Origin of the sequence: Micromonospora maris AB-18-032 (assembly GCF_000204155.1) — a bacterium.
In the GTDB taxonomy this organism is placed as follows: Bacteria; Actinomycetota; Actinomycetes; order Mycobacteriales; family Micromonosporaceae; genus Micromonospora; species Micromonospora gifhornensis.
In genome coordinates this window covers 3,481,407-3,505,107 of sequence record NC_015434.1, presented here as the reverse complement: position 1 = coordinate 3,505,107, position 23,701 = coordinate 3,481,407, and the positions used below count along the sequence as shown (strand labels likewise).

Annotated in this window: 19 protein-coding genes and 1 pseudogene; 10 read left to right on the top strand and 10 right to left on the bottom strand. The window is 72.4% G+C overall.

Annotation, left to right across the window (positions count from 1 at the left end; translation table 11 throughout):
• Positions 1 to 54 precede the first annotated feature (54 nt).
• Positions 55 to 960, top strand: a complete 906-nt coding sequence (locus VAB18032_RS15545; RefSeq protein ID WP_081476277.1) for a 5'-3' exonuclease — start codon at positions 55 to 57, stop codon at positions 958 to 960.
• Here VAB18032_RS15545 and VAB18032_RS15540 read toward each other — a convergent pair.
• Genes VAB18032_RS15540 through VAB18032_RS15530 form a run of 3 tightly spaced genes read right to left on the bottom strand, consistent with a single transcriptional unit; the run spans position 957 to position 4,074 of the window.
• A complete protein-coding gene (locus VAB18032_RS15540; protein ID WP_013733817.1) occupies positions 957 to 1,775 on the bottom strand; it encodes a sugar phosphate isomerase/epimerase family protein in 819 nt (272 codons plus the stop codon). The two genes, VAB18032_RS15545 and VAB18032_RS15540, sit on opposite strands and share 4 nt — an antisense overlap.
• Positions 1,772 to 2,926 (bottom strand): dihydrodipicolinate synthase family protein, encoded by a 1,155-nt coding sequence (locus VAB18032_RS15535; protein ID WP_013733816.1) that lies wholly within the window; start codon positions 2,924 to 2,926, stop codon positions 1,772 to 1,774. Before VAB18032_RS15535 ends, VAB18032_RS15540 begins: the two co-directional genes overlap by 4 nt.
• Complete coding sequence (locus VAB18032_RS15530) at positions 2,923 to 4,074, bottom strand: Gfo/Idh/MocA family protein (RefSeq protein ID WP_013733815.1); 1,152 nt, start codon at positions 4,072 to 4,074, stop codon at positions 2,923 to 2,925. The genes VAB18032_RS15535 and VAB18032_RS15530 overlap by 4 nt, the downstream gene beginning before the upstream one ends.
• A gap of 151 nt (positions 4,075 to 4,225) precedes the next feature.
• Here VAB18032_RS15530 and VAB18032_RS15525 point away from each other — a divergent pair, with 151 nt between their 5' ends.
• The 4 genes from VAB18032_RS15525 (at position 4,226) to VAB18032_RS15510 (ending at position 9,977) form a co-directional block, all read left to right on the top strand.
• Entirely contained in the window at positions 4,226 to 5,071 is an 846-nt protein-coding gene (locus tag VAB18032_RS15525) for a class I SAM-dependent methyltransferase (protein WP_102656161.1), read from the top strand.
• A gap of 95 nt (positions 5,072 to 5,166) precedes the next feature.
• On the top strand, positions 5,167 to 6,183 hold the full coding sequence (locus VAB18032_RS15520) for a LacI family DNA-binding transcriptional regulator (protein WP_043724413.1): 1,017 nt from the start codon (positions 5,167 to 5,169) through the stop codon (positions 6,181 to 6,183).
• A 44-nt stretch (positions 6,184 to 6,227) separates the two neighbouring features.
• Entirely contained in the window at positions 6,228 to 8,930 is a 2,703-nt protein-coding gene (locus tag VAB18032_RS15515) for an alpha/beta hydrolase (RefSeq protein ID WP_013733812.1), read from the top strand.
• 42 nt (positions 8,931 to 8,972) lie between these two features.
• Positions 8,973 to 9,977 (top strand): phosphotransferase family protein, encoded by a 1,005-nt coding sequence (locus VAB18032_RS15510; RefSeq protein WP_148272283.1) that lies wholly within the window; start codon positions 8,973 to 8,975, stop codon positions 9,975 to 9,977.
• A 39-nt stretch (positions 9,978 to 10,016) separates the two neighbouring features.
• Here VAB18032_RS15510 and VAB18032_RS15505 read toward each other — a convergent pair whose 3' ends face one another.
• The 7 genes from VAB18032_RS15505 to VAB18032_RS15475 all read right to left on the bottom strand — a co-directional run bounded on the left by VAB18032_RS15505 (position 10,017) and on the right by VAB18032_RS15475 (position 18,031).
• On the bottom strand, positions 10,017 to 10,937 hold the full coding sequence (locus VAB18032_RS15505; protein ID WP_043720824.1) for a CU044_5270 family protein: 921 nt from the start codon (positions 10,935 to 10,937) through the stop codon (positions 10,017 to 10,019).
• Positions 10,934 to 11,518 (bottom strand): RNA polymerase sigma factor, encoded by a 585-nt coding sequence (locus VAB18032_RS15500; protein WP_013733809.1) that lies wholly within the window; start codon positions 11,516 to 11,518, stop codon positions 10,934 to 10,936. Before VAB18032_RS15500 ends, VAB18032_RS15505 begins: the two co-directional genes overlap by 4 nt.
• Before the next feature lie 139 nt (positions 11,519 to 11,657).
• A complete protein-coding gene (locus VAB18032_RS15495) occupies positions 11,658 to 13,454 on the bottom strand; it encodes an IucA/IucC family protein (RefSeq protein ID WP_013733808.1) in 1,797 nt (598 codons plus the stop codon).
• Positions 13,451 to 14,029 carry a GNAT family N-acetyltransferase gene (locus tag VAB18032_RS15490; RefSeq protein WP_013733807.1) on the bottom strand — a complete coding sequence of 193 codons (579 nt, stop codon included), beginning with the start codon at positions 14,027 to 14,029 and terminating at the stop codon, positions 13,451 to 13,453. Before VAB18032_RS15490 ends, VAB18032_RS15495 begins: the two co-directional genes overlap by 4 nt.
• Positions 14,026 to 15,306, bottom strand: coding sequence for a lysine N(6)-hydroxylase/L-ornithine N(5)-oxygenase family protein (locus VAB18032_RS15485; RefSeq protein ID WP_013733806.1), 1,281 nt, complete (start codon positions 15,304 to 15,306; stop codon positions 14,026 to 14,028). Before VAB18032_RS15485 ends, VAB18032_RS15490 begins: the two co-directional genes overlap by 4 nt.
• Positions 15,307 to 15,341: 35 nt before the next feature.
• Positions 15,342 to 16,859: a pyridoxal phosphate-dependent decarboxylase family protein gene (locus VAB18032_RS15480; protein WP_013733805.1), complete on the bottom strand. Its 1,518-nt coding sequence runs from the start codon at positions 16,857 to 16,859 to the stop codon at positions 15,342 to 15,344.
• A 140-nt stretch (positions 16,860 to 16,999) separates the two neighbouring features.
• Positions 17,000 to 18,031 carry an ABC transporter substrate-binding protein gene (locus VAB18032_RS15475; protein ID WP_013733804.1) on the bottom strand — a complete coding sequence of 344 codons (1,032 nt, stop codon included), beginning with the start codon at positions 18,029 to 18,031 and terminating at the stop codon, positions 17,000 to 17,002.
• A gap of 71 nt (positions 18,032 to 18,102) precedes the next feature.
• Between VAB18032_RS15475 and VAB18032_RS15470 the strand changes: the two are divergent.
• The 5 genes and pseudogenes from VAB18032_RS15470 (at position 18,103) to VAB18032_RS15450 (ending at position 23,667) form a co-directional block, all read left to right on the top strand.
• A pseudogene (locus tag VAB18032_RS15470) lies at positions 18,103 to 19,199 on the top strand (FecCD family ABC transporter permease).
• A complete protein-coding gene (locus VAB18032_RS15465; protein ID WP_013733802.1) occupies positions 19,196 to 20,218 on the top strand; it encodes a FecCD family ABC transporter permease in 1,023 nt (340 codons plus the stop codon). Before VAB18032_RS15470 ends, VAB18032_RS15465 begins: the two are co-directional and overlap by 4 nt.
• A gap of 29 nt (positions 20,219 to 20,247) precedes the next feature.
• The gene (locus VAB18032_RS15460) at positions 20,248 to 21,054 is read left to right on the top strand and encodes an ABC transporter ATP-binding protein (RefSeq protein WP_013733801.1); all 807 of its coding nucleotides are present in this window, start codon (positions 20,248 to 20,250) and stop codon (positions 21,052 to 21,054) included.
• Complete coding sequence (locus VAB18032_RS15455; protein ID WP_013733800.1) at positions 21,051 to 23,090, top strand: penicillin acylase family protein; 2,040 nt, start codon at positions 21,051 to 21,053, stop codon at positions 23,088 to 23,090. Before VAB18032_RS15460 ends, VAB18032_RS15455 begins: the two co-directional genes overlap by 4 nt.
• Positions 23,083 to 23,667: a GNAT family N-acetyltransferase gene (locus VAB18032_RS15450; protein ID WP_013733799.1), complete on the top strand. Its 585-nt coding sequence runs from the start codon at positions 23,083 to 23,085 to the stop codon at positions 23,665 to 23,667. The genes VAB18032_RS15455 and VAB18032_RS15450 overlap by 8 nt, the downstream gene beginning before the upstream one ends.
• Positions 23,668 to 23,701 lie beyond the last annotated feature (34 nt).

The following is a 23,701-nucleotide window of genomic DNA, read 5'->3' as shown; positions in this document are numbered from 1 at the left end:
CGAACGTCGGTGGGGTGTGCCAGGCTGTCGGACGTGGCACAGCAGACCCCGATCATGCTCGTCGACGCGCCCAGTCTCTACTTCCGCGCCTACTTCGGCATCCCCGAGTCCGCCGCGAAGACCGCCGACGGCCAGCCGGTCAACGCCGTACGCGGCTTCCTCGACATGCTCGCCCAACTGGTGCGCACCCGCCGCCCGGGCCGGATGGTGTGCGCGATGGACCACGACTGGCGACCGGACTGGCGAGTGGCGCTGCTGCCGTCGTACAAGGCGCACCGGGTGGCGCCGGAGGGCGGCGAGATCGTGCCGGACACCCTCTCCCCGCAGGTGCCGATGCTCCTCGACGTGCTGGAGGCGCTGGGCATCACCGTGGTCGGCGCGGCCGGCTACGAGGCCGACGACGTGCTCGGCACCCTCTCGGTCACCCAGCCCGGCCCGGTGGAGGTGGTCTCCGGCGACCGCGACCTGTTCCAGTTGATCGACGACGCCCGCGCGGTGCGGCTGCTCTACATCGGCCGGGGCGTGGCCAAACTGGACGACTGCGACGACGCCGCGGTGCGCGCCCGCTACGGTGTGCCGGCCGACCGGTACGCCGAGTTCGCCGCGCTGCGCGGCGACCCCAGCGACGGGCTGCCCGGAGTGGCAGGTGTCGGCGAGAAGACCGCCGCCCGGCTGATCGACAGGTACGGCGACATCGCCGGCATCCTCGCCGCCCTGGACGACCCGGCCTCCGGATTCGCGCCCGGCCTGCGCGCCAAGCTCGCCGCCGCACGGGACTACCTCGCGGTGGCGCCGAAGGTGGTCCGGGTCGCCCTGGACGTGCCGCTGCCGCCGCTGCCCACCGAGTTGCCGACCGCGCCCGCCGACCCGGATCGGCTGCTCGACCTGGCCCAGCGGTGGAACCTGGCCGGCTCCACCCGCCGCCTGGTCGACGCCCTCGCCACAGGCGCCGACTCCTAGACGACCTCGCGCAGGTAGCCGTCGATCGAGGCGGCGAGCACCTGCTCGCCGGGGCGGGCCCAGACGTCGGCGTGGAAGACTTCCACCTCGATCGGGCCGGTGTAGCCGGCCCGATCGACCGCCTCGCGCAGCCGGCGCAGTTCGATGCAGCCGTCGCCGGGCAGCGCCCGGCCGAGCAGCACCCCCTCGGGCAGCGGGGTGATCCAGTCGCAGACCTGGAACGAGGCGATCCGCTCCCCCGCCCGGACGATCTGCGCGTACACGGTGTCGTCCCACCAGACGTGGTAGGCGTCCACCACCACGCCGACCACGTCGGGGTCGAACCGTTCCGCGATGTCGAGGGCCTGGCCGAGGGTGGCGATGACACACCGGTCGGCGGTGAACATCGGGTGCAGCGGCTCGATCGCGAGCCGCACCCCGGCGGCCTCGGCGTGCGGGGCGAGGTCGGCGATCGCGTCGGCCACCCGGGCCCGGGCCCCGTCGATGTCCCTGCTGCCCTCCGGTAGCCCGCCGCAGACCAGCACCAGCACGGGTGCGCCGAGCGTGGCGGCCTCCTCGATGGCGCGCAGGTTCTCCTCGCGCCAGTCGTCGGCGGTGAAGAAGCCGCCCCGGCACAGGGTGGTCACCGCCAGCCCGGCGTCGCGGACCAGCGTGGCGGTGCGGGCCAGGCCGTACTCGGCGACCGGTTCCCGCCACAGGCCGATGCCCGGCACGCCGGCGGCCACGCAGCCGGCCACCACGTCGGGCAGCGGCCAGTGTTTCGTGGTGGCCTGGTTGAGCGAGAAGCGGCGCAGCGCCGCCCGGTCGGAGGTCACTGGGCCACCCCCGCGACCGTGAAGTACGCCCGGGCGCGGGCGGCGGCCAGGTCGGCGTCGGGCAGCAGCCCGGCGTCCTCGGCGAGGGTGAGCAGGGTGGCCAGGTGTGCCGGGGACCGGCCGGACTGCAGGCCGCCGACCATGGTGAAGTGGTCCTGGTGGCCGGCCAGCCAGGCGAGGAAGACGATGCCGGTCTTGTAGTACCAGGTGGGTGCGGCGAACAGGTGCCGGGCCAGCGGCACGGTCGGGGCGAAGATCTCGTCGTACCCGGTCAGGTCGCCGCGGTCGAGAGCGGCAAGCGCGGCGGCGGCGGCCGGGGCGATGGCGGCGAAGACGCCCAGCAGCGCGTCGGAGTGACCGCTGTCGTCGCCCCGGATCAGCTCCGGATAGTTGAAGTCGTCGCCGGTGTAGAGGCGTACCCCGGCCGGCAGCCGCCGCCGCAACGCCACCTCGCGGCCGGCGTCGAGCAGCGACATCTTGATGCCGTCCACCCGCGACACATGGGCCTTGATCAGCTCGACGACGGTGTCGGCGGCCAGGTCCAGGTCGGTCGAGCCCCAGTAGCCGGTCAGCGCCGGGTCGAACATCGGGCCGAGCCAGTGCAGCAGCACCGGGCCGTCGGCAGCGGTCAGCAGGTCGTCGTACACCCGCAGGTAGTCCTCGGCGTGGCGGGCGACGGCGGCCAGGTGGCGGCTGCACATCAGCACCGGCACCGCGCCGGCGGCCTGCACGTCGGCGAGTTGCTCGCGGTAGGCGGCGGTGACCTCGGCCAGGGTGGCCGGGCCGGGCGGAAGCTGGTCGGTGGCGACCCCGGCGACGATCCGGCCGCCGACCGCGCGGGCCTGCGCCGCGCTGCGCCGGATCAGCTCCCGGGTGCTCGGATAGTCCAGGCCCATGCCGCGCTGCGCGGTGTCCATCGCCTCGGCCACCCCGAGGCCGTACGACCAGAGGTGCTCGCGGAAGGCGAGGGTGCGGTCCCAGTCGAGCACGGCCGAGGTGCCCGGGGTGTTGTCGGCGCCCGGATCGGCCACCACGTGCGCGGCGGCGTACGCGATGCGGCTGCGCGGCGGGCCGTCGGGGCGCGGATGCCCGGTGCCGCCGGCCAGCCGCAGTCGCCGCCCGCCGGGCAGGGTGACGGTCGTGCCGCTCACAGCGACAGCTCCGGCACCTCGACGCGACGACCCTCGCGGGCCGACAGCAGACCCGACTCGGCCAGCTGCACGCCGCGCGCCCCGGCCAGGAAGTCCCACCGGAACGGCTCACCGGCCACCACGTGCCGCAGGAACGCCTCCCACTGCACCTTGAAGCCGTTGTCGAAGTCCTCGTTGTCCGGCACCTCGGACCACTGTGACCGGAAGTCCTCGGTGGCCGGCAGGTCGGGATTCCACACCGGTTTCGGGGTGAGGGCCCGGTGCTGCACCCGACACCGCCGCAGTCCCGCCACCGCGCTGCCCTCGGTGCCGTCGACCTGGAACTCGACGAGTTCGTCGCGGAACACCCGCACCGCCCAGGACGAGTTGAGCTGGGCGATCACCCCGCCGTCGAGCTCGAAGACGGCGTACGCGGCGTCGTCGGCGGTGGCCTGGTAGGGCCGGCCCGCCTCGTCGACCCGGCGCGGAACGTGGGTGGCGATGGTGGCGGAGACCGCACGCACCTCGCCGAACAGCTCCGCCAGCACGTAGTGCCAGTGCGGGAACATGTCCACCACGATGCCGCCGCCGTCCTCGGCCCGATAGTTCCAGGAGGGACGCTGGGCGGGCTGCCAGTCACCCTCGAAGACCCAGTAGCCGAACTCGCCGCGCACCGACAGCACCTGACCGAAGAAGCCGCCGTCGAGCAGGCGCTTGAGTTTGCGTAGGCCGGGCAGGAACAGCTTGTCCTGCACCACACCGGTGCGTACGCCGGCGGCGCGGGCCGCGCGGGCCAGGTCGAGGGCCGCGGCAGTGTCCTCGGCGAGGGGCTTCTCGGTGTAGATGTGCTTGCCGGCCTCGATCGCCGCCCGGATGGCCTTCTCCCGCTGCTGGGTGACCTGGGCGTCGAAGTAGATCTCGACGTCGTCGCGGGCCAGCGCCGCCGCCAGGTCGGTCGTCCAGTCGTCCAGGCCGTGCCGTTGCGCGATCTCGCGCAGCTTGGTCTCGCTGCGTCCGACCAGGACCAGGTGCGGCCAGACGGTGGTGCCGTCGGCCAGTGGCAGGCCACCGGCGTCCCGGATGGCCAGCAGGGAACGCACCAGATGCTGGCGGTAGCCCATCCGGCCGGTGACGCCGTTGACGATGATGCCGATCGACCTGCGGGTCATTGAGGGATCCTTCCGCAACGAGGCCAGGTAAGCGCTTTCCTGCGCAGCCTAGAGCGCGCAGGAACGCCGGGGCAAGGGCTTTCCCGCCGGCAACGATCCGGCCGGCGAAATGCTGTCGCGCTACGCCGCCGTGGCGCAGACCATGGGCCACATGGACCCACAGGCCCGCGAGATCGTCGACTACTACACCCTCCGGTACCGCGAGGATCTGCGGCTCAGTGCAGGGCGGCCACAGGCTCGGCTGGAACGACAGCGGACCCTGGAGATCCTGCGGGAGTCGCTGCCCCCGGCACCGGCTCGGATCCTGGACGTGGGTGGTGCAACGGGCGAGTACGCCCGGGCCCTCGTCGCCCTGGGCCACCGGGTCCGGCTGCTCGACCTGGTGCCCGCCCACGTCGCGCAGGCCCGCGCGGGGCACCCCGGCCTCGACGCGGAGGTCGCCGACGCCCGCGCGCTGCCCGAGGACGACGACAGCTACGACGCGACGCTGCTGCTCGGTCCGCTCTACCACCTGCCGGAGCACGCGGACCGGTGCACCGCCCTGGCCGAGGCGGTCCGCGTCACCCGTCCCGGCGGCACGGTCTTCGCCGCCGCGATCTCCCGGTTCGCCCTGCCGCTCGACTTCGCGGCCACCGGACGGCTCGACGATCGGACGATCGAACGGGCCCGGACGCTGCTCACCGATGGTCGCAACGACCCGGTTCTCGGCTTCACCCACGCCTACTTCCATCGTCTCGAGGAACTGGTCGACGAATGCCTCACGGCGGGCCTGGTAAACGTCACTGTCGAGGGTGTCGAAGGGCCGGCGTGGCTCGCCGCCGAAGCGGGGGCGCACGGACCGACGGCGGAGCAACTGTTCACCGCCGCGCTGGCGCTGGCCAGGACGTACCACGACGAACCGGCACTTGTCGCGACCAGCGCCCATCTGCTCGCCCGGGCGACGGTGCCCGGCGACCCGTCACGAACCCGTCCGAACCAGCCGGACCTACCGGTGTGACCTGCACGAACCATGCGGCGGCAAAAGTCCCGCACTGCGGTACGGTGGCGCTGGCCGTCAACGACGCGGCCGACGCGACACGGGAGGGGACGCGGGTGGCGACGCTGTCCGATGTGGCGCGGCGGGCGGGCGTCTCCCCCGCCACGGCTTCTCGAGTGATCAACGGCAGCAGCAAGCCGGTCACCGACGAGTTGCGGGAACGGGTCCTGCAAGCCGTCGCCGAGTTGCAGTACGTGCCCAACGCCCACGCCCAACTGCTGGCCCGTTCCCATCGAGGCGCGGTCGGCGTGATCGTGCACGACGTCTCCGACCCGTACTTCTCCGAGATCACCCGGGGGCTGCAACGGGTCGCCACCGACCAGGGGCGGCTGCTGATGATCTGCAACAGCTACCGGGACCCGGACCGGGAGCTGGAGTACGTCGAACTGCTGCGCGGGCAGCAGGTGGCCGCGATCATCCTGGCCGGCTCCGGCTACCACGATGCCGACTTCACCACGCTGCTCAACGGCAAGCTGGCCGCGTACGAGGCCACCGGCGGGCGGGTCGCGGTGATCGGCCGCCACGAGCACTCCGGTGACGCGGTGATGCCGGACAACCGCGACGGCGCGCGGCTGCTCGGGCAGGAGATCTGCCGGCTCGGCCACCGACGCATCGGGGTGGTGGCCGGGCCCCGGGTGCTGACCACCACCACCGATCGGCTGACCGGGCTGCGCGAGGCGCTCGCCGAACACGGTCGGCAGCTACCGGATCAGCTCGTCCGGTACGCCGATTTCGACCGGGACAGCGGCGCCGAGGCGACCGCCGCCCTGTTGGACGCCGAGCCCGGGCTGACCGCGATCGCGGCGCTCAACGACTCGATGGCCATCGGCGCGTTGTCGTTGCTGCGCTCCCGCGCGGTGGCGGTGCCCGATCAGGTGAGCGTCTTCGGCTTCGACGACATGCCGATGGCCCGCGACGTCACCCCGGCGCTGACCACGATCCGGTTGCCGCTCGTCGAGATGGGTGCCCGGGCGATGGCGCTGGCCCTGGACGGTGGTTCCGCCGGGCCCCGGGTCGAGTCGCTCGCCGCCGAACTGGTCCGCCGCGACAGTTCCGGACCACCGCCGCACTGAGGCGCATCACGGGAGATTTGCGCGAATGGGATAGATATAGTCACATGCGTAAACTCCTGATCTCAGCCGCTCTCGTGGTGGCGCTGGTGACCGGGGCCACCGGGCCGGCGGCGGCCGAGCCACCCCACAACCCCGCTCCCCGATCCGCCGTCGAAGGCTGGTCGGTGGCCGACGGCGAGCTGACCTGGCGTTCCGACACACCGGTGCCGATGGGCGACGCCGCCGTCGAATTCTGGTCGGGCCAGCGGCGGCTCGGCGCGGCTCGTCCGCACCCGGACGGTCGGACCTTCAGCCTTCCGCTGACCGCGCCGGTCGAACCCGACGAACTCGCGGTGCGGGTCGGCGGCAGGCGCATCGACGCGGACGCCCCGCGCGAGAGCGCCCGCCGGTCGGAACCGGTCGCCGCCGCGGCGGCCCCGCAGCCCGCCGGCCCCGTCGACCCCGGCAGGCCCGGACCGTACCGGCAGATCACCGGGGAGTACGACCTTCCCGGGGTCACCCTGCCGGAGTTCCCGGAGAAGGTCGAGATGCGGGCGGTGGTGGTCGCGCCGCAGGGCACCACCGGCGCCCGGCCACTGGCGCTGTTCCTGCACGGTCGCCACGCCGTCTGCTACCGGGGCGACGAGCAGGTGCCCCAGCAGTGGCCGTGCCCGGCCGGCACCGATCCGATCCCGAGCCACCGTGGCTACCTGCAGGCGCAGCGGCTGCTCGCCTCGCAGGGCTACGTGACCGTGTCCATCTCGGCCAACGGCATCAACGGTCAGGACTGGGCCGCCGCCGACGGCGGTGCCCAGGCCCGCTCCTCGCTCGTACGGCTGCACCTGGCGAAGTGGGCCGACTGGGCCCGCACGGGTCGTGCCGCAGCGCCGAGCATCGTGCGGGCCGCGCCCCGGGCCGACCTGTCCCAGGTGTTCCTGATGGGTCACTCCCGTGGTGGCGAGGGGGTCAGCCGGGCGGCGATGGACTCACTCACCCCACCGCCGAGGGCCCAGGACGGCTACCCCGGCACAGTTCGCTGGACCGTACGCGGCATGCTGCTGATCGGTCCCACGCTCTTCGGGCACAACCCGGTGCCGGACGTCCCGTCGGTGACCATCCTGCCCGGCTGCGACGGTGACGTCTTCGACCTGCAGGGCCAGATGTTCGTCGACGCCACGCGCGGACTCAGCCCGAGTCGCGCACTGCGCAGCGCGCTGTACGTGATCGGGGCCAACCACAACTACTTCAACACCGAATGGACGCCCGGACAGTCGGTGGCACCGTCCCAGGACGACTTCTACACCAGAGACGACGAGCCGGACCTGGTCTGTTCACCGGGCATGCCGAGCCGGCTCACCGCCAACCAGCAGCAGACCGTCGGCGCCACCTACATCGCCGCCGCCGCGCGGCTCTTCGTCGAAGGTGACGACCGGATCCGGCCGCTGCTCGACGGCACCGGCCGACGGGCACCCTCGGCCGACCCGGCGCGGGTGCTCGCCCACGCCCTCGGCGGCAACCGCACGCCGGTGCTCACCCCGGACGCGTCGACACAGCTGTCGGGTGGTGCCCGGATCTGCGACCAGGTCACCGACGACGCCGAGCGGTCCTGCCTCGACCCGATGGATCGCAACGCTTTCCTCGCACACTTCACGCCCTTCCTCTGGACCATCCCCGAGCCCAACCGGTACGCGGCCGAGCTGGCCTGGTCCCGTGCCGGCACACCGATCCGGCTGGCTCCGGCCCGGCCGGTTTCCGTCGCCGGCGCCCGTGACCTGGCGCTGCGGATCATCGTCGCGCCGAACACGACCGACACCCGGTTCGACGTGACAGTCGTCGGCACCGACGGGCGGCGCAGCCGGCTGGGCGAGGTACGCATCGACGGTCTGCCCGGCACCGGCAACACGACCTCGCACTGGGCGCAGGAGGTGCGGGTGCCGTTGAAGGGGGCACCCGCTCGACTGGCCGCCATCGAGGTCACGCCACGCACCGCGTTCGGGCAGGCATGGCTGCTCGACGCGTGGGGCTGGAAGCCGGGCACCCCCGACCCGCGTGCCCCCCGCCTGCTGCGGCTCGACATCGGCACCTTGGAGGTGGCCGAGGGTGACTCCGGCACGAAGACGTACGAGATCCCGGCGACCATCACGGGACGCGGCAGCGCGACAGTACAGCTGAACCTGACCGATGACATGTTCGTCAGCCGCTCCTGGCTGGCCACCGTCCGGCCCGGTCAGCGCAGCATCCGGGTGCCGGCCGAGGTGGTCGGTGACACGCTGTGGAACTACACCGAGCGGTACCTGCTGACCGCCAAGGCGCAGCAGGGCATGGTGGTCGGCAGCTACCTCGGCGGTCTCGACGTGCTCAACGACGATCCGGCGCCGACCATCACTGTCGAACCCGTCCAGCGCGTCACCGAAGGCGAGACGTTGACCTGGCGTTTCACCTCGTCCGCGCCGACGGAACAGGGCATCTTCGCCATCGCCTGGCCGCAGCCGCCGACCGACGGTCCCGAGCTGTCCACCATGGACGTCGATCCGGACTGGTTCACCGAGCACGCGTACTCGCCGGTGGAGCCCGAACGGCCGCTGTCCCAGACCTGGCTGGTGCCGTACCTGGACCTGGCCCCGGACGCGGTCGTCGCTGAGATCACCGTCCCGACGATCACCGACTCGGTGGTCGAGCCGGACGAGTGGATCGAGCTGCGCTTCGACCAGGAGCCGGACGGGCCGCAGCTGCCGCCGGTGCTGACCGGTGTGGTGACCGACGGCTGAGCGGGGACGCCGCGGTGGCACCGGTACGGATACCCTGTGCCGGTGCCACCGCTGAGCCCCACCCAGCAGGTCCTCTCCCCCGACGACGTGGCCGACTACATCGCCGCCTCGTTCGGCGCGGACCGGCAGGTCGCCGACTGCGGGCCGCTGACCGGCGGCGGGTTCGCCACCGTCTGGTGGGTGCGCCTCGACGACGGCGCAGACGTCGTCCTCAAGGTCGGGCCACCGTCGCACGTGCCGCTGCTGCGCTACGAGACCGGGATGCTCGCCGCCGAGGCCCGTTACTTCCGGCTGGTCGCCGCCCGGGCCCCGCAGGTGCCGGTGCCGCCGGTGCTGCACCACGGTCGCGACGCCCGTCTCGGCGAGTGGCTGGTCACTGGTCGGCTGCCCGGCCGGGCGCTGCCCGACCTGGACGGTGCCGACGCGGGCGCACGCTACGACTTCGGGGCGACGGTGGCCACCCTGCACCGGATCACCGGTGACCGGTTCGGCTACGACGCCGGCCGTGCCGGCGGCATTACCTGGTCGGTGGCGTTCGCGGCGATCGTCGACGATCTGCTCGCCGACGCGGTCGACTGGAACGTCACACTTCCCGCGCCGCCGCAGCGGTTCCGGGAGGTGGTGGCCCGGCACGCCGGCCTGCTCGACCAGGTGCGCCGACCCGCCCTGCTGCACTTCGACGGCTGGGACGGCAACGTGCTGGCCGCGCCCGACGCGCACGGGGCGTACCGGATGTGCGGGCTTGTCGACGGCGAACGGTTCCTCTACGGCGACCCGATGCTGGACCTGGTCTCGCCCCTGCTGTTCCGGCGCGCCGAGGACGAGCCGGAGCATCCGTTCCTGCACGGCTACGCCGACGCCGTCGGCACGCCGCTGGTCTTCGACGACCGGGTACGCCGCCGGTTGGCGTTGTACCGGATGCACCTGCACCTGCTGATGACCGTGGAGATGCCCAGCCGGGGCATCACCGTCGACAACGACCCCGGCCGACACACCCTGCTCGCCGAGCTACTCGACCGCGACCTAGCGGACCTGAGCGCCGAGTAACCGGCCGCCGAGTGCCCGGCCGCTGTGCGCGGCGCGTGATCACGGACGCTGCCCGAGCTTCGGCACCACGGCACGTTGCAGCACGGCAGTGGTGGCCAGCACGGTGCCGGCCGGTCCATCGGCAGTGTCCGCCACGAGGTAGCTACGCGAGCCGAGGTACTCGAAGGTCCGCTCATCGAAGATCCACTCGTCGCGGCGGTCCCGTTCGGTGTACGCGACGGCGGTCCCCCGCCGGCCCGCCGCGTCGGTCACCTGACGGATCACCTCGACTCCGGGAATCCGGGCTGCGGCCCGGTATAGAGCGGCGCTTGTCTGTGGCGGCACCAGCGATTCCCGCAGGATGTCGCCGATCGCGGTGAACGCCGCGCCGTCGCGGCTGCTGCCGTGGCCCCGCTCGGCACGTTCCCGGTAGAGCTTGGCCAGCAGTTCATCCGGGTCGTCGGGCAGATCGACGACCGCCGCGTTCGGCGTCATGTCCGTCAGCGTCACCCGCTCGGGGATCACGCCGATGACCGGCAGTTCGAAGAACGGCTGTCGGAGCAGACCATCGCCCGGCTCGTACCGGGGGATCCAGATCTCCCGCTCGCGTACCGGTCGCAGCCGGGCCGGACCGCCACCCAGTTCGGCGTAGGCGCCCAGGCTCCTGATGTAGACGTACCTCCCGTCGCCCGGTTCCGGCTTCTCGACGACGGCAGCGGCCATCGCGTTCAGCAATGTCGTCGCGGCCGCCGGTTCCGCCTGTTGCACAGTTACGACAAGCGGCGCGCTCTGCGGCACCCCGGGCAGCGCGATCGTCCCGGCCGCGATCACCGCGGCCAGTACGCCCACCGCGCCCGCGAGCACCGGCGTCCGCTTCGGCCGCCGGGCCGGCCGGGTGATCTCGTTCATCAGGTGCCGGCGCAGGGCCTGCCGGTGCGCGGTGGCCATCGCCGGCACGTGCGGAACAGTCGGCTCGCTCATCGGTACTCTCCCTGCTCGACGGGGGTGCCTCGCGGACGGTCCAGTTCCTGCTGGGCCAGCGCCCGCAGCCGGGTTCGGGCCCGGGACAGCCGCGAACGCACGGTCCCGACGGGAACCCCCAGGGCTTCGGCTGCTGCCGCGTAGTCCAGCTGCGACCAGACGCACAGCAGGAACACCTCCCGGTCCGCCCGACGCAGGGCCCGCAGGGCCGCCACGGCGGCGGCGAGCTGGTCGGCGTCGTGCATCCGGCCGACCACGTCGTCGGCGAAGTCCGGCACCGTGTCGCGTACCGGCAGCCGCCGTAGCGCCGCCCGGTGCCGGCGCGCCGCCCGCCGCCGGTTACGCAGCACGTTTGTGGCGATGCCGAGCAGCCAGGGCCGCAGGCTCTCCCCGTCCGGTCGAAGCGACTCCCGGATCCGCCACGCCTCGAGGAAGGTCAGCGACACCACGTCCTCGGCGAGCACCGGGTCGCCCTCGCTCCACACCGCATGGCGGTGGACCGCGTCGGCATGCTCGTCGAAGAGTTCACCAAAGGCGTCGGTGTCGCCGGCTCGGATCCGACGCCGCAACTGTGCTGTCACACCTGTACCTGTCCGTGGCCGCCGACGAGTTCCATGTCTGCCGACATGTTCCATCGGCGGATATGTTCCATCGGCGGACATGGTCCATCCGCGGACATGTTTCATCGGCGGGCACGGACAGGTGAGCGTCGGTGGCGGGTCAGGAGGGTGCGTGCCGGGCCAGGGGGTTGGTGAGGGCGCCGACGAGCTGCAGGGCGGCCGACGGGTCGGCCAGGTCGACCATCTGCTGGTTGTCGCGCAGTTGCAGCCGGTTGAGGCAGGACAGGGCGAACTCGGGGGCGAACAGGTCGTAGCGGGCCAGCCGGTCGGCCAGGTGTGGTACCCGGGCGGCGTAGTCGGTGGCGCAGTCGGCGACCGTACGCCAGAAGGTCTCCTCGTCGGCGATGCCCTGGTCGGCGAGGGTGGCGCCGAGGAAGCGGAAGAAGCAGTCGAAGACGTCGGTGAAGATGGACAGCAGTTTCATCTCCTCCGGCACCTCGGCGCGGATCCGTTCGACCGCCGGGGGCAGGGCCGCCTCGGTGTTCATCACCACGATCTCCTCGGCGATGTCCTTGAAGATCACCCGTTGTACGGCGTGGTCGCGCAGCACCAGGATGACGTTCTCGCCGTGCGGCATGAACGCCAGGTCGTAGGCGTAGAAGGCGTGCAGCAGCGGGGTGAGGTAGGCGTGCAGGTAGCGGCGTAGCCATTGCGCCGGTGCCAGCCCGGAGGCGGTGATCAGTTCGGCGGCGAAGGACCGGCCGTCGGCGTCGACGTGCAGCAGCGAGGCCATGGTGGCCAGCCGTTCGCCGGGGGCCAGGGTGGGCACCGGGCTCTCCCGCCACAGCGCGGCAAGCATCTTGCGGTACGGCGAGTAGCGGTCGGTGGCGGCTTCGTACTGCCGGTTGCGGTAGCCGACGGCGGCCCGCTCCCGGATGATCGTCAGGCCGGTGGCCTGGAACACCTCGTCGGCGGTGATCAGATCGGCCAGCCAGTCGTTGATGGCCGGGGTGGCTTCCATGTACGCCGCCGACAACCCTCGCATGAAGCCCATGTTCAGCACCGACAGCGACGTCTTGACGTAGTGCCGGTGCGGCGCGCTGACGTTGAAGAAGGTGCGGATGGACTGCTGGGCGAGGTAGTCGTCGTCGCTCTCGCCGAGGTGCACCAGGCGGCGGCGGGCCACCTCACCGGCGAAGGTCACCGACAGCTTGTTCCACCACTGCCAGGGGTGCACCGGGATGAGCAGGTAGTCGGCCAGGTCCAGGTCGAGGGCGGCCATGGTCTCGGCGAACCGGGCCAGCGTCGCCTCGCCCAGTTCGGTGCGGAGCAGGGTGTCGTAGTCGAGGTCGGCGGCGCTGGTGAACGTGGCGTGGTCGCGGTGGGCGGCCAGCCAGATCAGGCGTACGGGCCGGGCGGCCTCGGGGGCGTAGCTGTGGTATTCGTCGACGCCGAAGCCGAGGCGGCCGTTGTTGGCCACGAAGCAGGGATGTCCCTCGGTCATCGACGTCTCGATGGTCTGGAAGTCGGCCTCGATCAGTTTCGCCGCCGAGGGCAGGGCCCGGTCCAGCTTGTAGGCGCTGCCGGCCAGGGTGGAGCTGATCTCCTCCAGGTAGACCGGCAGGATCCGGTCGGTGAGGCCGAGCGAGGTGCGCAGATCCAGGCAGAGGTCGACGGCGTCGAGGGGCTGCGGCTGGCCGTCGCGCTGCCGGGTGATGCTCTCCGGGTCGATGTCCCAGTGCTCCAGGGTGCGCAGCCGGGCGGTGAACCGGTAGCGGACGGTGCCGCAGTCGCTTGTCACCGTGTACCAGCGGCGGCCTCCGGCGGCGAGGCCGTCCGGCTCGGGGGTGATCAGCCGCTCGTGGGCGAACTCGGCCAGCGCCTTGCGCACCAGCAGCCGGTTGGCCCGCTCCCAGGTCTGCGGGCGCAGGTGGGCGACCGGGTCGGTGGTGGTCACAGCGTTGCTCCTTGGTCACGGGTCGCGGCGAGGAACCGCTCGCGGGTGCAGATGCTCAGCAGGGCCTGCTTCTCCGGCTTGGTGATCGGGCCGATCACCTCGAAACCGACTGCCGCGTTCAGGGCGTGCACGGCGGTGTTGCGGACGTCCGGCTCGACCACCACCCGGACGGTGTCGGGGTCGGCGAACAGCCACGACATCACGGTGGTGATCACGGCGCGGGTGAAGCCGTGCACCGGGGTCTCGGCGGGCGCGCAGAGGAAGTGCATGCCCACGTCACCGGGCTGGGCGTCGTAGAGCCCGACCAACTCGACCTGGGCCGGGTCGTACCGTTCGGCGAGGAAGGCCGGCTCGCCGCGCCACAGCCCGAGGAAGGCGTCGTGGTGCGGATGCGCGGCGATGCGCTGGTATTCCTGCACCACTGCGGCCAGGTCGGCGTCCTGCATCAGCCAGAACGCCGCCTTGGGGTGGGTCACCCAGCCGTGCAGCAGCGGCGCGTCGGCGGCCACGTCGAGCGTACGCAGGGCGAACTCCCCCAGCACCGGATCGGTCCGGATGTGCACGGTGGCGCTCATGCGGGCACCCCGAACTCCTGGAAGGTGATCGACTTCTCGATCGGGTACACCTCCCGGCCGACCAGCTCCCGGATGATCCACGAGTTGCGGTACGGACCCATGCCGAGATCCGGTGAGGTGATGCTGTGCGTGTGGGTGCCGCCGTTCTGGAGGAAGATCCCCCGCCCGGTGTGGTCGACGCTGTAGTTGCGGGCCACGTCGAGGCGGCCGTGGGCGTCGAAGCGCAGCCGGTCGCGGATCGGGTCGCAGAAGGCGGGCACCTGGTAGCGGTAGCCGGTGGCCAACACCAGCCCCTCGGTGTCCAGGGTGTGCTCACGTCCCTGCTCGACGTGGCGCAGCCGCAGGGTGTGCCGGCCGGTGGACCGGTCGTGGTCGACCCCGGTCAACTCGGTGTTGGTCAGCAGTCGGGTGTTCACCGGGCCGGGCACGCTCGTGGCGTAGAGCAGGTCGAAGATGTCGTTGACCAGGTCGGCGGAGATGCCCTTGAACAGCCCCTTCTGCTCGGCCTCCAGGTCGTAGCGGGTCTGCTCGGGCAGGGCGTGGAAGTAGTCCACGTAGTCCGGTGAGGTCATCTCCAGGGTCAGCTTGGTGTATTCCAGCGGGAAGAACCGGGGTGAGCGGGTCACCCAGTTCAGCTGGTAGCCGTACGTGCCGATGTCGGAGAGCAGGTCGTGGTAGATCTCGGCGGCGCTCTGCCCGCTGCCGACGATGGTGATGCTGCGTTTGGCGCGCAGCGCGTCACGGTGTTCCAGGTAGCGGGAGTTGTGCACCGCGTCGGAGTCCAGCCCGGCGCAGGCCTCCGGCAGGTACGGCGGGGTGCCGGTGCCGAGCACCAGGTGCCGGGCCCGGTGGGTGACGGTGTCGCCGCCGACCGTGGCGGTCACCACGTACTGCTCGCTCGTCGGGTCGTACTCGACGGTGCTGACCTGGTGACCGAAGCGCAGGTTGGGCAGCTTCGCCGCGGCCCACCGGCAGTACGCGTCGTACTCGGCGCGCAGCGGGAAGAAGCTCTCCCGGATGTAGAAGGGGTAGAGGCGGCCGATCTCCTTGAGGTAGGCGAGGAAGGAGAACGGCGAGGTGGGGTCGGCCAGGGTGACCAGGTCGGCCAGGAACGGGGTCTGCAACCGGGACGACTCCAGCAGCATGCCGGGGTGCCAGGAGACGTCGTCGCGGGCCTCCAGGAACAGCGCGTCGATCTCGGCGATCGGCGCGGTCAGGCAGGCCAGACCCAGGTTGTACGGCCCCAGGCCGATCCCGATGACGTCGTAGCTTCTCATTCGGCCCTCCATGCTCGGTTTCTGCGTCGACCTGCTCAGCCCACTGGACAAGGAAGCTCCAAAGTGGACGTGTTGGGCGCGTACCGGCCGGCGTGTTCGGCGATCAGGTCGAGCACGTACGCCACGTCGTCGGGGCTGGTCGCCGGGTTGAGGACTGTGAACTTGAGGTACTGCCGGCCGTCGACCTTGGTGCCGGCGACCACGGCCAGGCCGGAGGCGGCCAGCGCGGACCGGGCGTGCAGGTTCGCCGCGTCGGCCAGGTCCGCCGGGGTGCCGGCGGGCCGCCAGCGGAACACCACTGTGCTCAACGCCGACGCGGTCAGCACCTCGAACCGGGGGTCGGCGGCGGCCAGCTGCCACGCCTGGGCGGCCCGGTCACAGACCTCGTCGAACAGTTCGCCGATGGCGTCGGGGCCCATCACCCGCAGGGTCAGCCAGAGCTTGAGGGCGTCGAAGCGGCGGGTGGTCTGCAAGGACTTGTCGACCTGGTTGGGGATGCGTTCGGCGACCATCCGGGCCGGGTTGAGGTAGTCGGCGTGCCAGGTGGCGTGCCGCAGCGTACGCCGGTCGCGGACCAGCACAGCGCTGGAGCTGACCGGCTGGAAGAACGACTTGTGGTAGTCGACGGTCACCGAGTCGGCCCGTTCGATGCCGTCGAGCAGGTGCCGGCGGGTCGGCGAGACCAGCAACCCGCAGCCGTACGCGGCGTCGACGTGCAGCCAGGCGCCGGAGGTGGCGCACACCTCGGCGATCTCGTCGAGCGGGTCGATGGTGCCGAAGTCGGTGGTGCCGGCGGTGGCGACCACCGCGAGCACGGTCAGGCCGGCCCGCCGGCAGCGGCTGATCTCGTGGCGGACGGCACCGGCACGCATCCGCCGGTCCGGGCCGGTCTGCACCACCACGACCGCGTCCGGGGCCAGGCCGAGCAGCTTGGCGGCCTTCTGCACGCTGAAGTGGCCCGCGGCAGAGGTGATGATCCGCAGGCGGGGCAGCAGGATCCGCCGGTCGGTCGGGCTCGCACCCGCCAGGGCCTCCTCCCGGGCCAGCAGCAGCGCGTGCAGGTTGGACTGGGTGCCGCCGCTGGTGAACACCCCGTCGGCGGCCGGGCCGAGACCGATCCGGGCGGCGGTCCAGTCGATCAGGCGTCGCTCGATCAGGGTGGCGCCGGCGCTCTGGTCCCAGGTGTCCATCGAGGAGTTCACGGCGCTGAGCACGGCCTCGCCGAGCAGGGCCGGGATGACCACCGGGCAGTTGAGGTGGGCCAGGTAGCGCGGGTGGTGGAACCAGACAGCGTCGCGCAGGTACACCTCGTCGAGTTCGTCGAGGGCGGCGGTGGTGTCGCGCAGCGGCCGGTCCAGGTCGATCGCGTCCACCAGCGGCGCCAGCTGCTCCGGGCGTACGCCGGTGAACGGTCCGGTCGCCTCGGTGACGCGCCGGGCCACCCGGTCGGCACCGGCTGTCACCGCGGCCCGGTAGTCGTCGACTGTGCCGTCGTGGAACAGGTGGGCTCGGGCGGCGCTCGGCGGTGTCACGGTGTGCACCGGCAGGGTCATGGACGTGTCCTCCACGCTCGGCGGTTCGGTTTCCGGGCAGCCGGAACCCGCCGCCCGCGCAGCGCGCGGCGGGTTGGCGTCGATGAGGGTGGTGGGCGGACGACCGGCGGTCTCAGGTCACGCCGGTCGTCCGTGGCGGGTCAGGTCAGCTTCTTCGCGCCCTGGATCGCCTTGGCGAGGTCTTCGAGCAGCGGGGCGGCCCCGGCGTACGAGAAGCGGGGCACCGCGTCCCATCCGGTCACCTGGCCGGCCTGCACGGCGGGCAACTGCGTCCAGGTGGGCTTGGCGGCCAGGTCGGCCGGTTGCAGGGCGGTGCTGCGGTTGTCGAGCAGGATCAGGTCGGCCGGGAACTTGCCGGCGTTCTCCCAGCTGAGCGCCTCGAAGTAGTCACCGGACTCCAGCTTGGTGGGCACCACGATGTCGACGCCGAGTTCGGCGAAGTACATCAGGTCGGTGCTGACCTTCGGGTTGGAGACGTAGAACAGGTCCGGGCTGCCGGAGGCGGCCAGCACCTTGATGCCGGGGTTGGCCTTGACCGCCTGGCGTACCGCCTCGGCGGCGGCCTCGAAGCGCGCCTTGGCGTCGGTGACCTTCGGTGCCGACAGGTCGGCGCCGAGGGACTGGGCGAGTGCGGCGTACCGTTCGATCGGCTTGGTCATCGGGACGCGGGCGGTGGTGATGGTGACCACCGGCGCGAGCGGAAGGATCTTGTCCTTGCTCTCGTCCGGCACGTACCAGTAGGCGCCCGGGTCGTACATGTGGGTGACGAGCAGTTCCGGGCGCAGCGCCGCGTACTTCTCGACGCTGAACTCGCCCCAGACGTTGCCGAGGATCTCCACGCTCTCCACGTCCAGGTCGCCGGCCTGTGGTTCCTTGCTGCCGTCGGCCTTCTTCGTCTCGCCGAAGACACCGACCACCTCGCGCCCGAGTCCGAAATCGACCAGGGCGGCTGCCGAGCCGGTGAAGGCCACCACCCGGGCGGGCCGCGCCGGAGCGGTGACCGCCTCCGGGCGGTCGTCGGTGAACGACCACGACCCGGAACCGTTGCTGGTGCTGGCTTTGTCGGCCTCGTCCCGCCCGCAGCCGACGAGCACAGCGGCGAGGGCGGCGGCGCCACCGGCGGCGAGCAGGCCGCGACGGGAGAGGCGGCGGGCGGAAACGGGATCAGGCATGGTGTCGTCTTCCGATCAGGGTGTGCGGATGGCCATGGACAGCCGCGGTTAGGCTAACCTAACCTAACTGCCTGTCAAGTCCCGCACGGCGTTTCGCACCGCACTGGAGTTCACACTGTCCGTCACCGAGTCGCCTCCCGCCGCGACACCACTGCGGGACCAACCACCGCCGCGGGCAGGTCATGCCGCGTCACGCGCCGCCGGCCTCGCCGTCGCCGCACTGGCTCTGGTCGTCGTGGTGGTGCTCAGCATCGCCGTCGGCGCCAAACCGATCCCGCTGACCCAGGTGTGGGCGGCCCTCACCGATCCGGGTGCCGTCGACTACGCCGTCGTGCACGACATGCGCCTGCCCCGAACCCTGCTCGGGCTGCTCGCCGGCCTGGCGCTCGGCACGGCCGGTGCGGCGATGCAGGCGCTGACCCGCAACCCGCTGGCCGACCCCGGTCTGCTCGGCATCAACGCCGGCGCCGCCGCCGCGATCGCCACCGCCTCGTTGCTGTTCGGTGTGGGCGGCGGCACCGGTCAGGTCTGGTTCGCGCTCGGCGGCGCCGCCGCGGTCACCGTGGGCGTGTACGCCGTCGGTGGTGGCCGGACCGCCACCCCGGCCCGGCTGGCGTTGGCCGGCGCGGCGCTCAACGCGGCCCTGTACTCGTACGTCAGCGCGGTGATGCTGCTCGACTCGGCCGGGCTGCAACGGCTGCGGTTCTGGACCGTCGGCTCGCTGGCCAGCGCCGACGACGCCACCGTACGGCGGGTCCTGCCGTTCATCGCGGTCGGTCTGGTGGCCGCCCTGGCCGCCGCCCGACCGCTCAACGCGTTGGCCCTCGGCGACGACACCGCCCGCGCCCTGGGCGCCCGACCGGCGTGGATCCGGGCCGCGGTGATCGCCGCCATCACGCTGCTCTGCGGCGCCGCCACCGCCGCCTGCGGGCCGATCGTCTTCGTCGGGCTGCTGGTGCCGCACCTGGTGCGTACGCTCACCGGACCTGACCTGCGGTGGCTGCTGCCGTACTGTGCGCTGCTGGCGCCGGTGCTGCTGCTCGGCGCCGACGTGCTCGGTCGGGTCCTCGGCCGTCCCGGCGAGTTGCAGGTGGGGCTGGTCACCGCCGTGCTCGGCGGTCCGCTCTTCCTCTGGCTGGTGACCCGGACGAGGACGGCCCGCCCATGATCGTGATTCGGGTTCCGGGCCGCCTGTCGGTGCGGCTGCACCCCCGCGCCCTGGCCGTCGGGACGACCGGCCTGCTGCTCACGCTCGCCGTCGGTGTGCTGGCCGTCGGCCACGGCGACTATCCGATGTCCCCGGCCGACGTGCTGCGCACGCTCACCGGTGGCGGCAGCCCCGCCGAGGATTTCATCGTCACCCAGTTGCGCCTGCCCCGGCTGGTCACCGCGTTGGCCGTGGGCGCCGCGCTCGGGCTGGCCGGTGCGGTGTTCCAGGCCCTGGTCCGCAACCCGCTGGGCAGCCCCGACGTGCTCGGCTTCACCCAGGGCGCGGCGACCGGCGCGCTGATCGTGGTGGTCGTCGGCGGCAGCAGCGCCGCGCTGGCCGGGGCCGCCGCGATCGGCGGTGTGCTCACCGGCCTGCTGATCTACCTGGTCGCCTGGCGGCGTGGCGTACACGGCTACCGGCTGGTGCTTGTCGGCATCGGCGTGTCGGCCATCCTCACCGGCGTCAACGGCTACCTGCTGACCCGCGCCCCGCTGATGGAGGCGGCCCGGGCGATGCTCTGGCTCACCGGCAGCCTCGACGGTCGCGGCTGGTCCGACGCCGCGCCGCTGCTGGCCGCCCTCGCGGTCACCGTACCGGTGCTGCTGGCCTGCGGCCCGGCGCTGCGGATGACCGAGTTGGGCGACGACGCGGCCACCGGGCTCGGCGTACCCGTGCCCCGGCTGCGGATGCTGCTGCTGGCCACGGCGGTCATCCTGGTCTCCCTGTCGGCGGCCGCCGCCGGCCCGGTGTCGTTCGTCGCGCTCACCGCCCCGCACCTGGCCCGTAGGCTGACCCGGGCACCCGGCACCAATCTGCTGCCCGCCGCGATCATCGGCGCGCTGATCATCGTGGTCGCCGACCAGGTGGCGCTGCGGGCCTTCCCCAGCCAACTGCCGGTCGGCGTGGTAACCGGGGTGCTCGGCGGCGGCTACCTGGTCTGGCTGCTGGCCACGCAGCGTCGGGCGGGCCGGCTGTGATCCGCGACAACGAGAACGGAGCGACAAGCATGCCGACCTCCCGGCTGGGTGGCAGCGGACTGCGGCTGGCCTACGAACGGCGGGTGGTCGCCGACGACCTGACCGTCGCCGTGCCGGACCGGTCCTTCACGGTCATCATCGGCCCGAACGCCTGCGGCAAGTCCACCCTGCTGCGGGCGTTGTCCCGGCTGCTGAAACCGGCCGTCGGGGCGGTGCTGCTCGACGGTGAGGACATCCAGCGACGGCCGGCCCGGGCGGTGGCCCGTACCCTCGGGCTGCTGCCGCAGTCGCCGATCGCGCCGGACGGCATCGGGGTGGCCGACCTGGTGGCCCGGGGCCGCTACCCGCACCAGGGGCTGCTGCGCCAGTGGTCCCGCGACGACGAACGGATCGTGGCCGAGGCGATGGCCGCGACAGGTGTCGCCGACCTGGCCGACCGGCTGGTCGACGAGCTTTCCGGCGGCCAACGGCAACGGGTCTGGTTGGCCATGGCGCTGGCCCAGCAGACCCCGCTGCTGCTGCTCGACGAGCCGACCACCTACCTGGACATCGCCCACCAGATCGAGGTGCTCGACCTGTGCGCCCGGCTGCACGAGGAACAGGGCCGTACCCTTGTCGCGGTGTTGCACGACCTCAACCACGCCGCCCGCTACGCCACCCACCTGATCGCGATGCGCGACGGACGGGTGGTGGCCGCCGGTGAGCCCGGCCAGATCGTCACCGCCGAACTGGTCGAGGAGGTCTTCGGGCTGCCCTGCCGGGTCATCGACGACCCGGAGACCGGCACCCCGCTTGTCATCCCGGCCGCCCGCATCCGCACCGGAGGCCGGGCATGAGCAAGCGGTACCGCGACGGGTACGGGATTCCGCATCTGCGCGCCGACGACCATGAGGCGCTGGCGTTCGCCCAGGGCCGGGTCACCGCGCGGGACCGGGCCTGGCAGATCGAGGTGGAACGGCACCGCTCCCAGGGCAGCAGCGCCGCCTTCCTCGGGCCGGAGGCGCTGAGCTGGGACAGCTTCGCCCGCCGGGTACGGCTGGACGACACCGCCCGCCGCTGTCATGCCGCCCTCGACCCGGCGACCGCCGCGTGGGTGGGTCGCTACGTCGACGGGGTCAACGCCGGGCTGGCCGCCGGTGCGGCACGCGCGCCCGAGTTCGCCGCCACCGGGCTGAGCCCCGGACGCTGGGAGCCGTGGACGCCGCTGGCGATCTGGCTCGGCCACCATGTGCTCTTCGCCGGCTTCCCGGGCAAGCTCTGGCGCGAACACGTGATCCGCCGGCTCGGTCCGGGCGCGGCCCGACTGTTCGCCGTCGACGGGCACGTCACCTCCGGCAGCAACGGCTGGCTGCTGGCTGGCGAGCGCACCGCCACCGGCACGGCGCTGATCGCCGGTGACCCGCACCGCTTCATCGAGGCCCCCGGCATCTACCAGCAGATCCGGCTGGCCTGCCCGGAGTACGACGTGCTCGGCTTCGCCGTGCCCGGCGTACCGGGCATCGCCCACTTCGGGCACGCCGGCACGGTCGCCTGGGCCATCACCAACGCTTCCGCCGACTACCAGGACGTGTACGCCGAACGGCTGCGCCGCGACGGTGACGGCGTGCAGGCGTACGGGCCGCAGGGGTGGCAGCCGGTGCACCGGCACGTCGAGACCATCGAGGTGGCCGGTGCTGATCCGGTCGAGGTCGAGGTGATCGAGACCGAGCGGGGGCCGGTGATCTCCGGCGGTTCCGACGAGCCGCCCGAGGTGACGGTCAGCCTGCGGTATCCGCCCCGGGTCACCGGCGACCTCGGCTTCGCCGTACTGCCCGCGCTGCTGCGCGCCCGTACCGTCGGCGATCTGGACACCGCCCTCGACGACTGGGTGGAGCCGGTCAACGTGGTGCTGGCCGCGGACACCGCCGGTGGGCTGCTGCACCGGGTCGCCGGCCGGGTCCCCCGCCGACACCCGGACAACGGGCTGCGGGTGGTGCCCGCCTGGGAGCCCGCGTACGCCTGGCAGGGCTGGCATTCGATGCCGAAGCGCCCGGTCGACCAGGTTGCGGTGATGGCCAACGAACGCAGCATCTCCGCCGGCCTCGGCGTGGAGTACGCCCCGCCGTACCGGGCCGACCGGATCCGTGAGCTGCTCGGCGAGCGCACCGACTGGCGGGCCGAGCAGATGGCCTCCGTGCACACCGACACCTACCTGGCGGCGGCCGGACCGCTGCTGGACCTGCTCGCCGACGTCGACGGTCTCAGCGCACCGGCGCAGGCGCTGCGGGATCGGTTGCTGCGCTGGGACCGCCGGATGGTTGCCGACAGCGTCGACGCGGCCCGCTTCGCCGACCTGCGGGCGGCGGTGGTCCACGCGCTCGCCGCCCACCCGGCGCTGGCCGAGCTGACCGCACCACCGGCCCACCCGGAGGTGTTCACACCCTGGCTGGCCCTGCTGCCCCGGATCGGGTACGCGCTGCCCTCGCTGCTGCGCGCCGACCTGCCCGGCCTCGACCCGGCGGAACTGGTGCGGACGGCGGCCGAACAGGTCGCGGCGGCCGACGACACCCGACGCTGGGGTGAGCGGCACCGGCTCGCGGCGTGGCGGGCGCTGCCCGACCCGGCCGCCGCACCGGGACCGGAACTGGCCGGGGACCACGACTGCGTGCTGGCCACCTCCAGCATTCCCGGCGTCACCGACCTGTGCGGACGCGGCCCGTCCGCCCGCTACGTGTGGGACCTGGGCCGGCGGGAGAACAGCCGGTGGGTGGTGCCGCTGGGCGCCACCGGCGCCGGGCCGCACCACGACGACCAACTGCCCCTGTGGGTACGCGGCGACCTGATCGAGGTGACAGGCGACTGGGACCGGCTGACCGAGGAGCACGATGACTGACCACTACCAGCGGCAGGTCCCCGGCTTCGGGACGGTCACCTTCCGGCCGGTCGACCCGGACGCCGACGCCGAGGTCATCCACGGCTGGACCAGCCAGGAACGGGCCCGGTTCTGGGGGATGCGCGACGCCGACCGCGACCGGGTCGCCGAGATCTACCGGTACGTCGACTCGCTGCCCACCCACCACGCCTGGCTGACCCTGCGCGACGGGCAGCCGGTGGCGCTGTTCCAGACCTACCAGCCCGAACACGACCCGGTCGGCGAGTGCTACCCGGTACGCCCCGGCGACCACGGCGGTCACCTGCTGATCGGCACCCCGGTACGCCCCGAGCCGGGCTTCACCGGCACCCTGCTGGCCGAGTTCATCGCGTTCGTCTTCACCGACCCCACCCGGCTGCGGTTGGTGATGGAGCCGGACGCCCGCAACGACAAGGCGATCGCCCGACTGAAGCGGGCCGGCTTCGTCGAAGGGCCACTGATCGACCTGCCGCACAAACGGGCCCGGCTGATGTTCCTCGACCGCGCCCCGGACCCCGCCGACGGCCCTCCCGCTGCCGTTTCAGCCCACGGGCGGTGAACCGGCCCGCCGATTGCGTCGGACCCAGGTGATT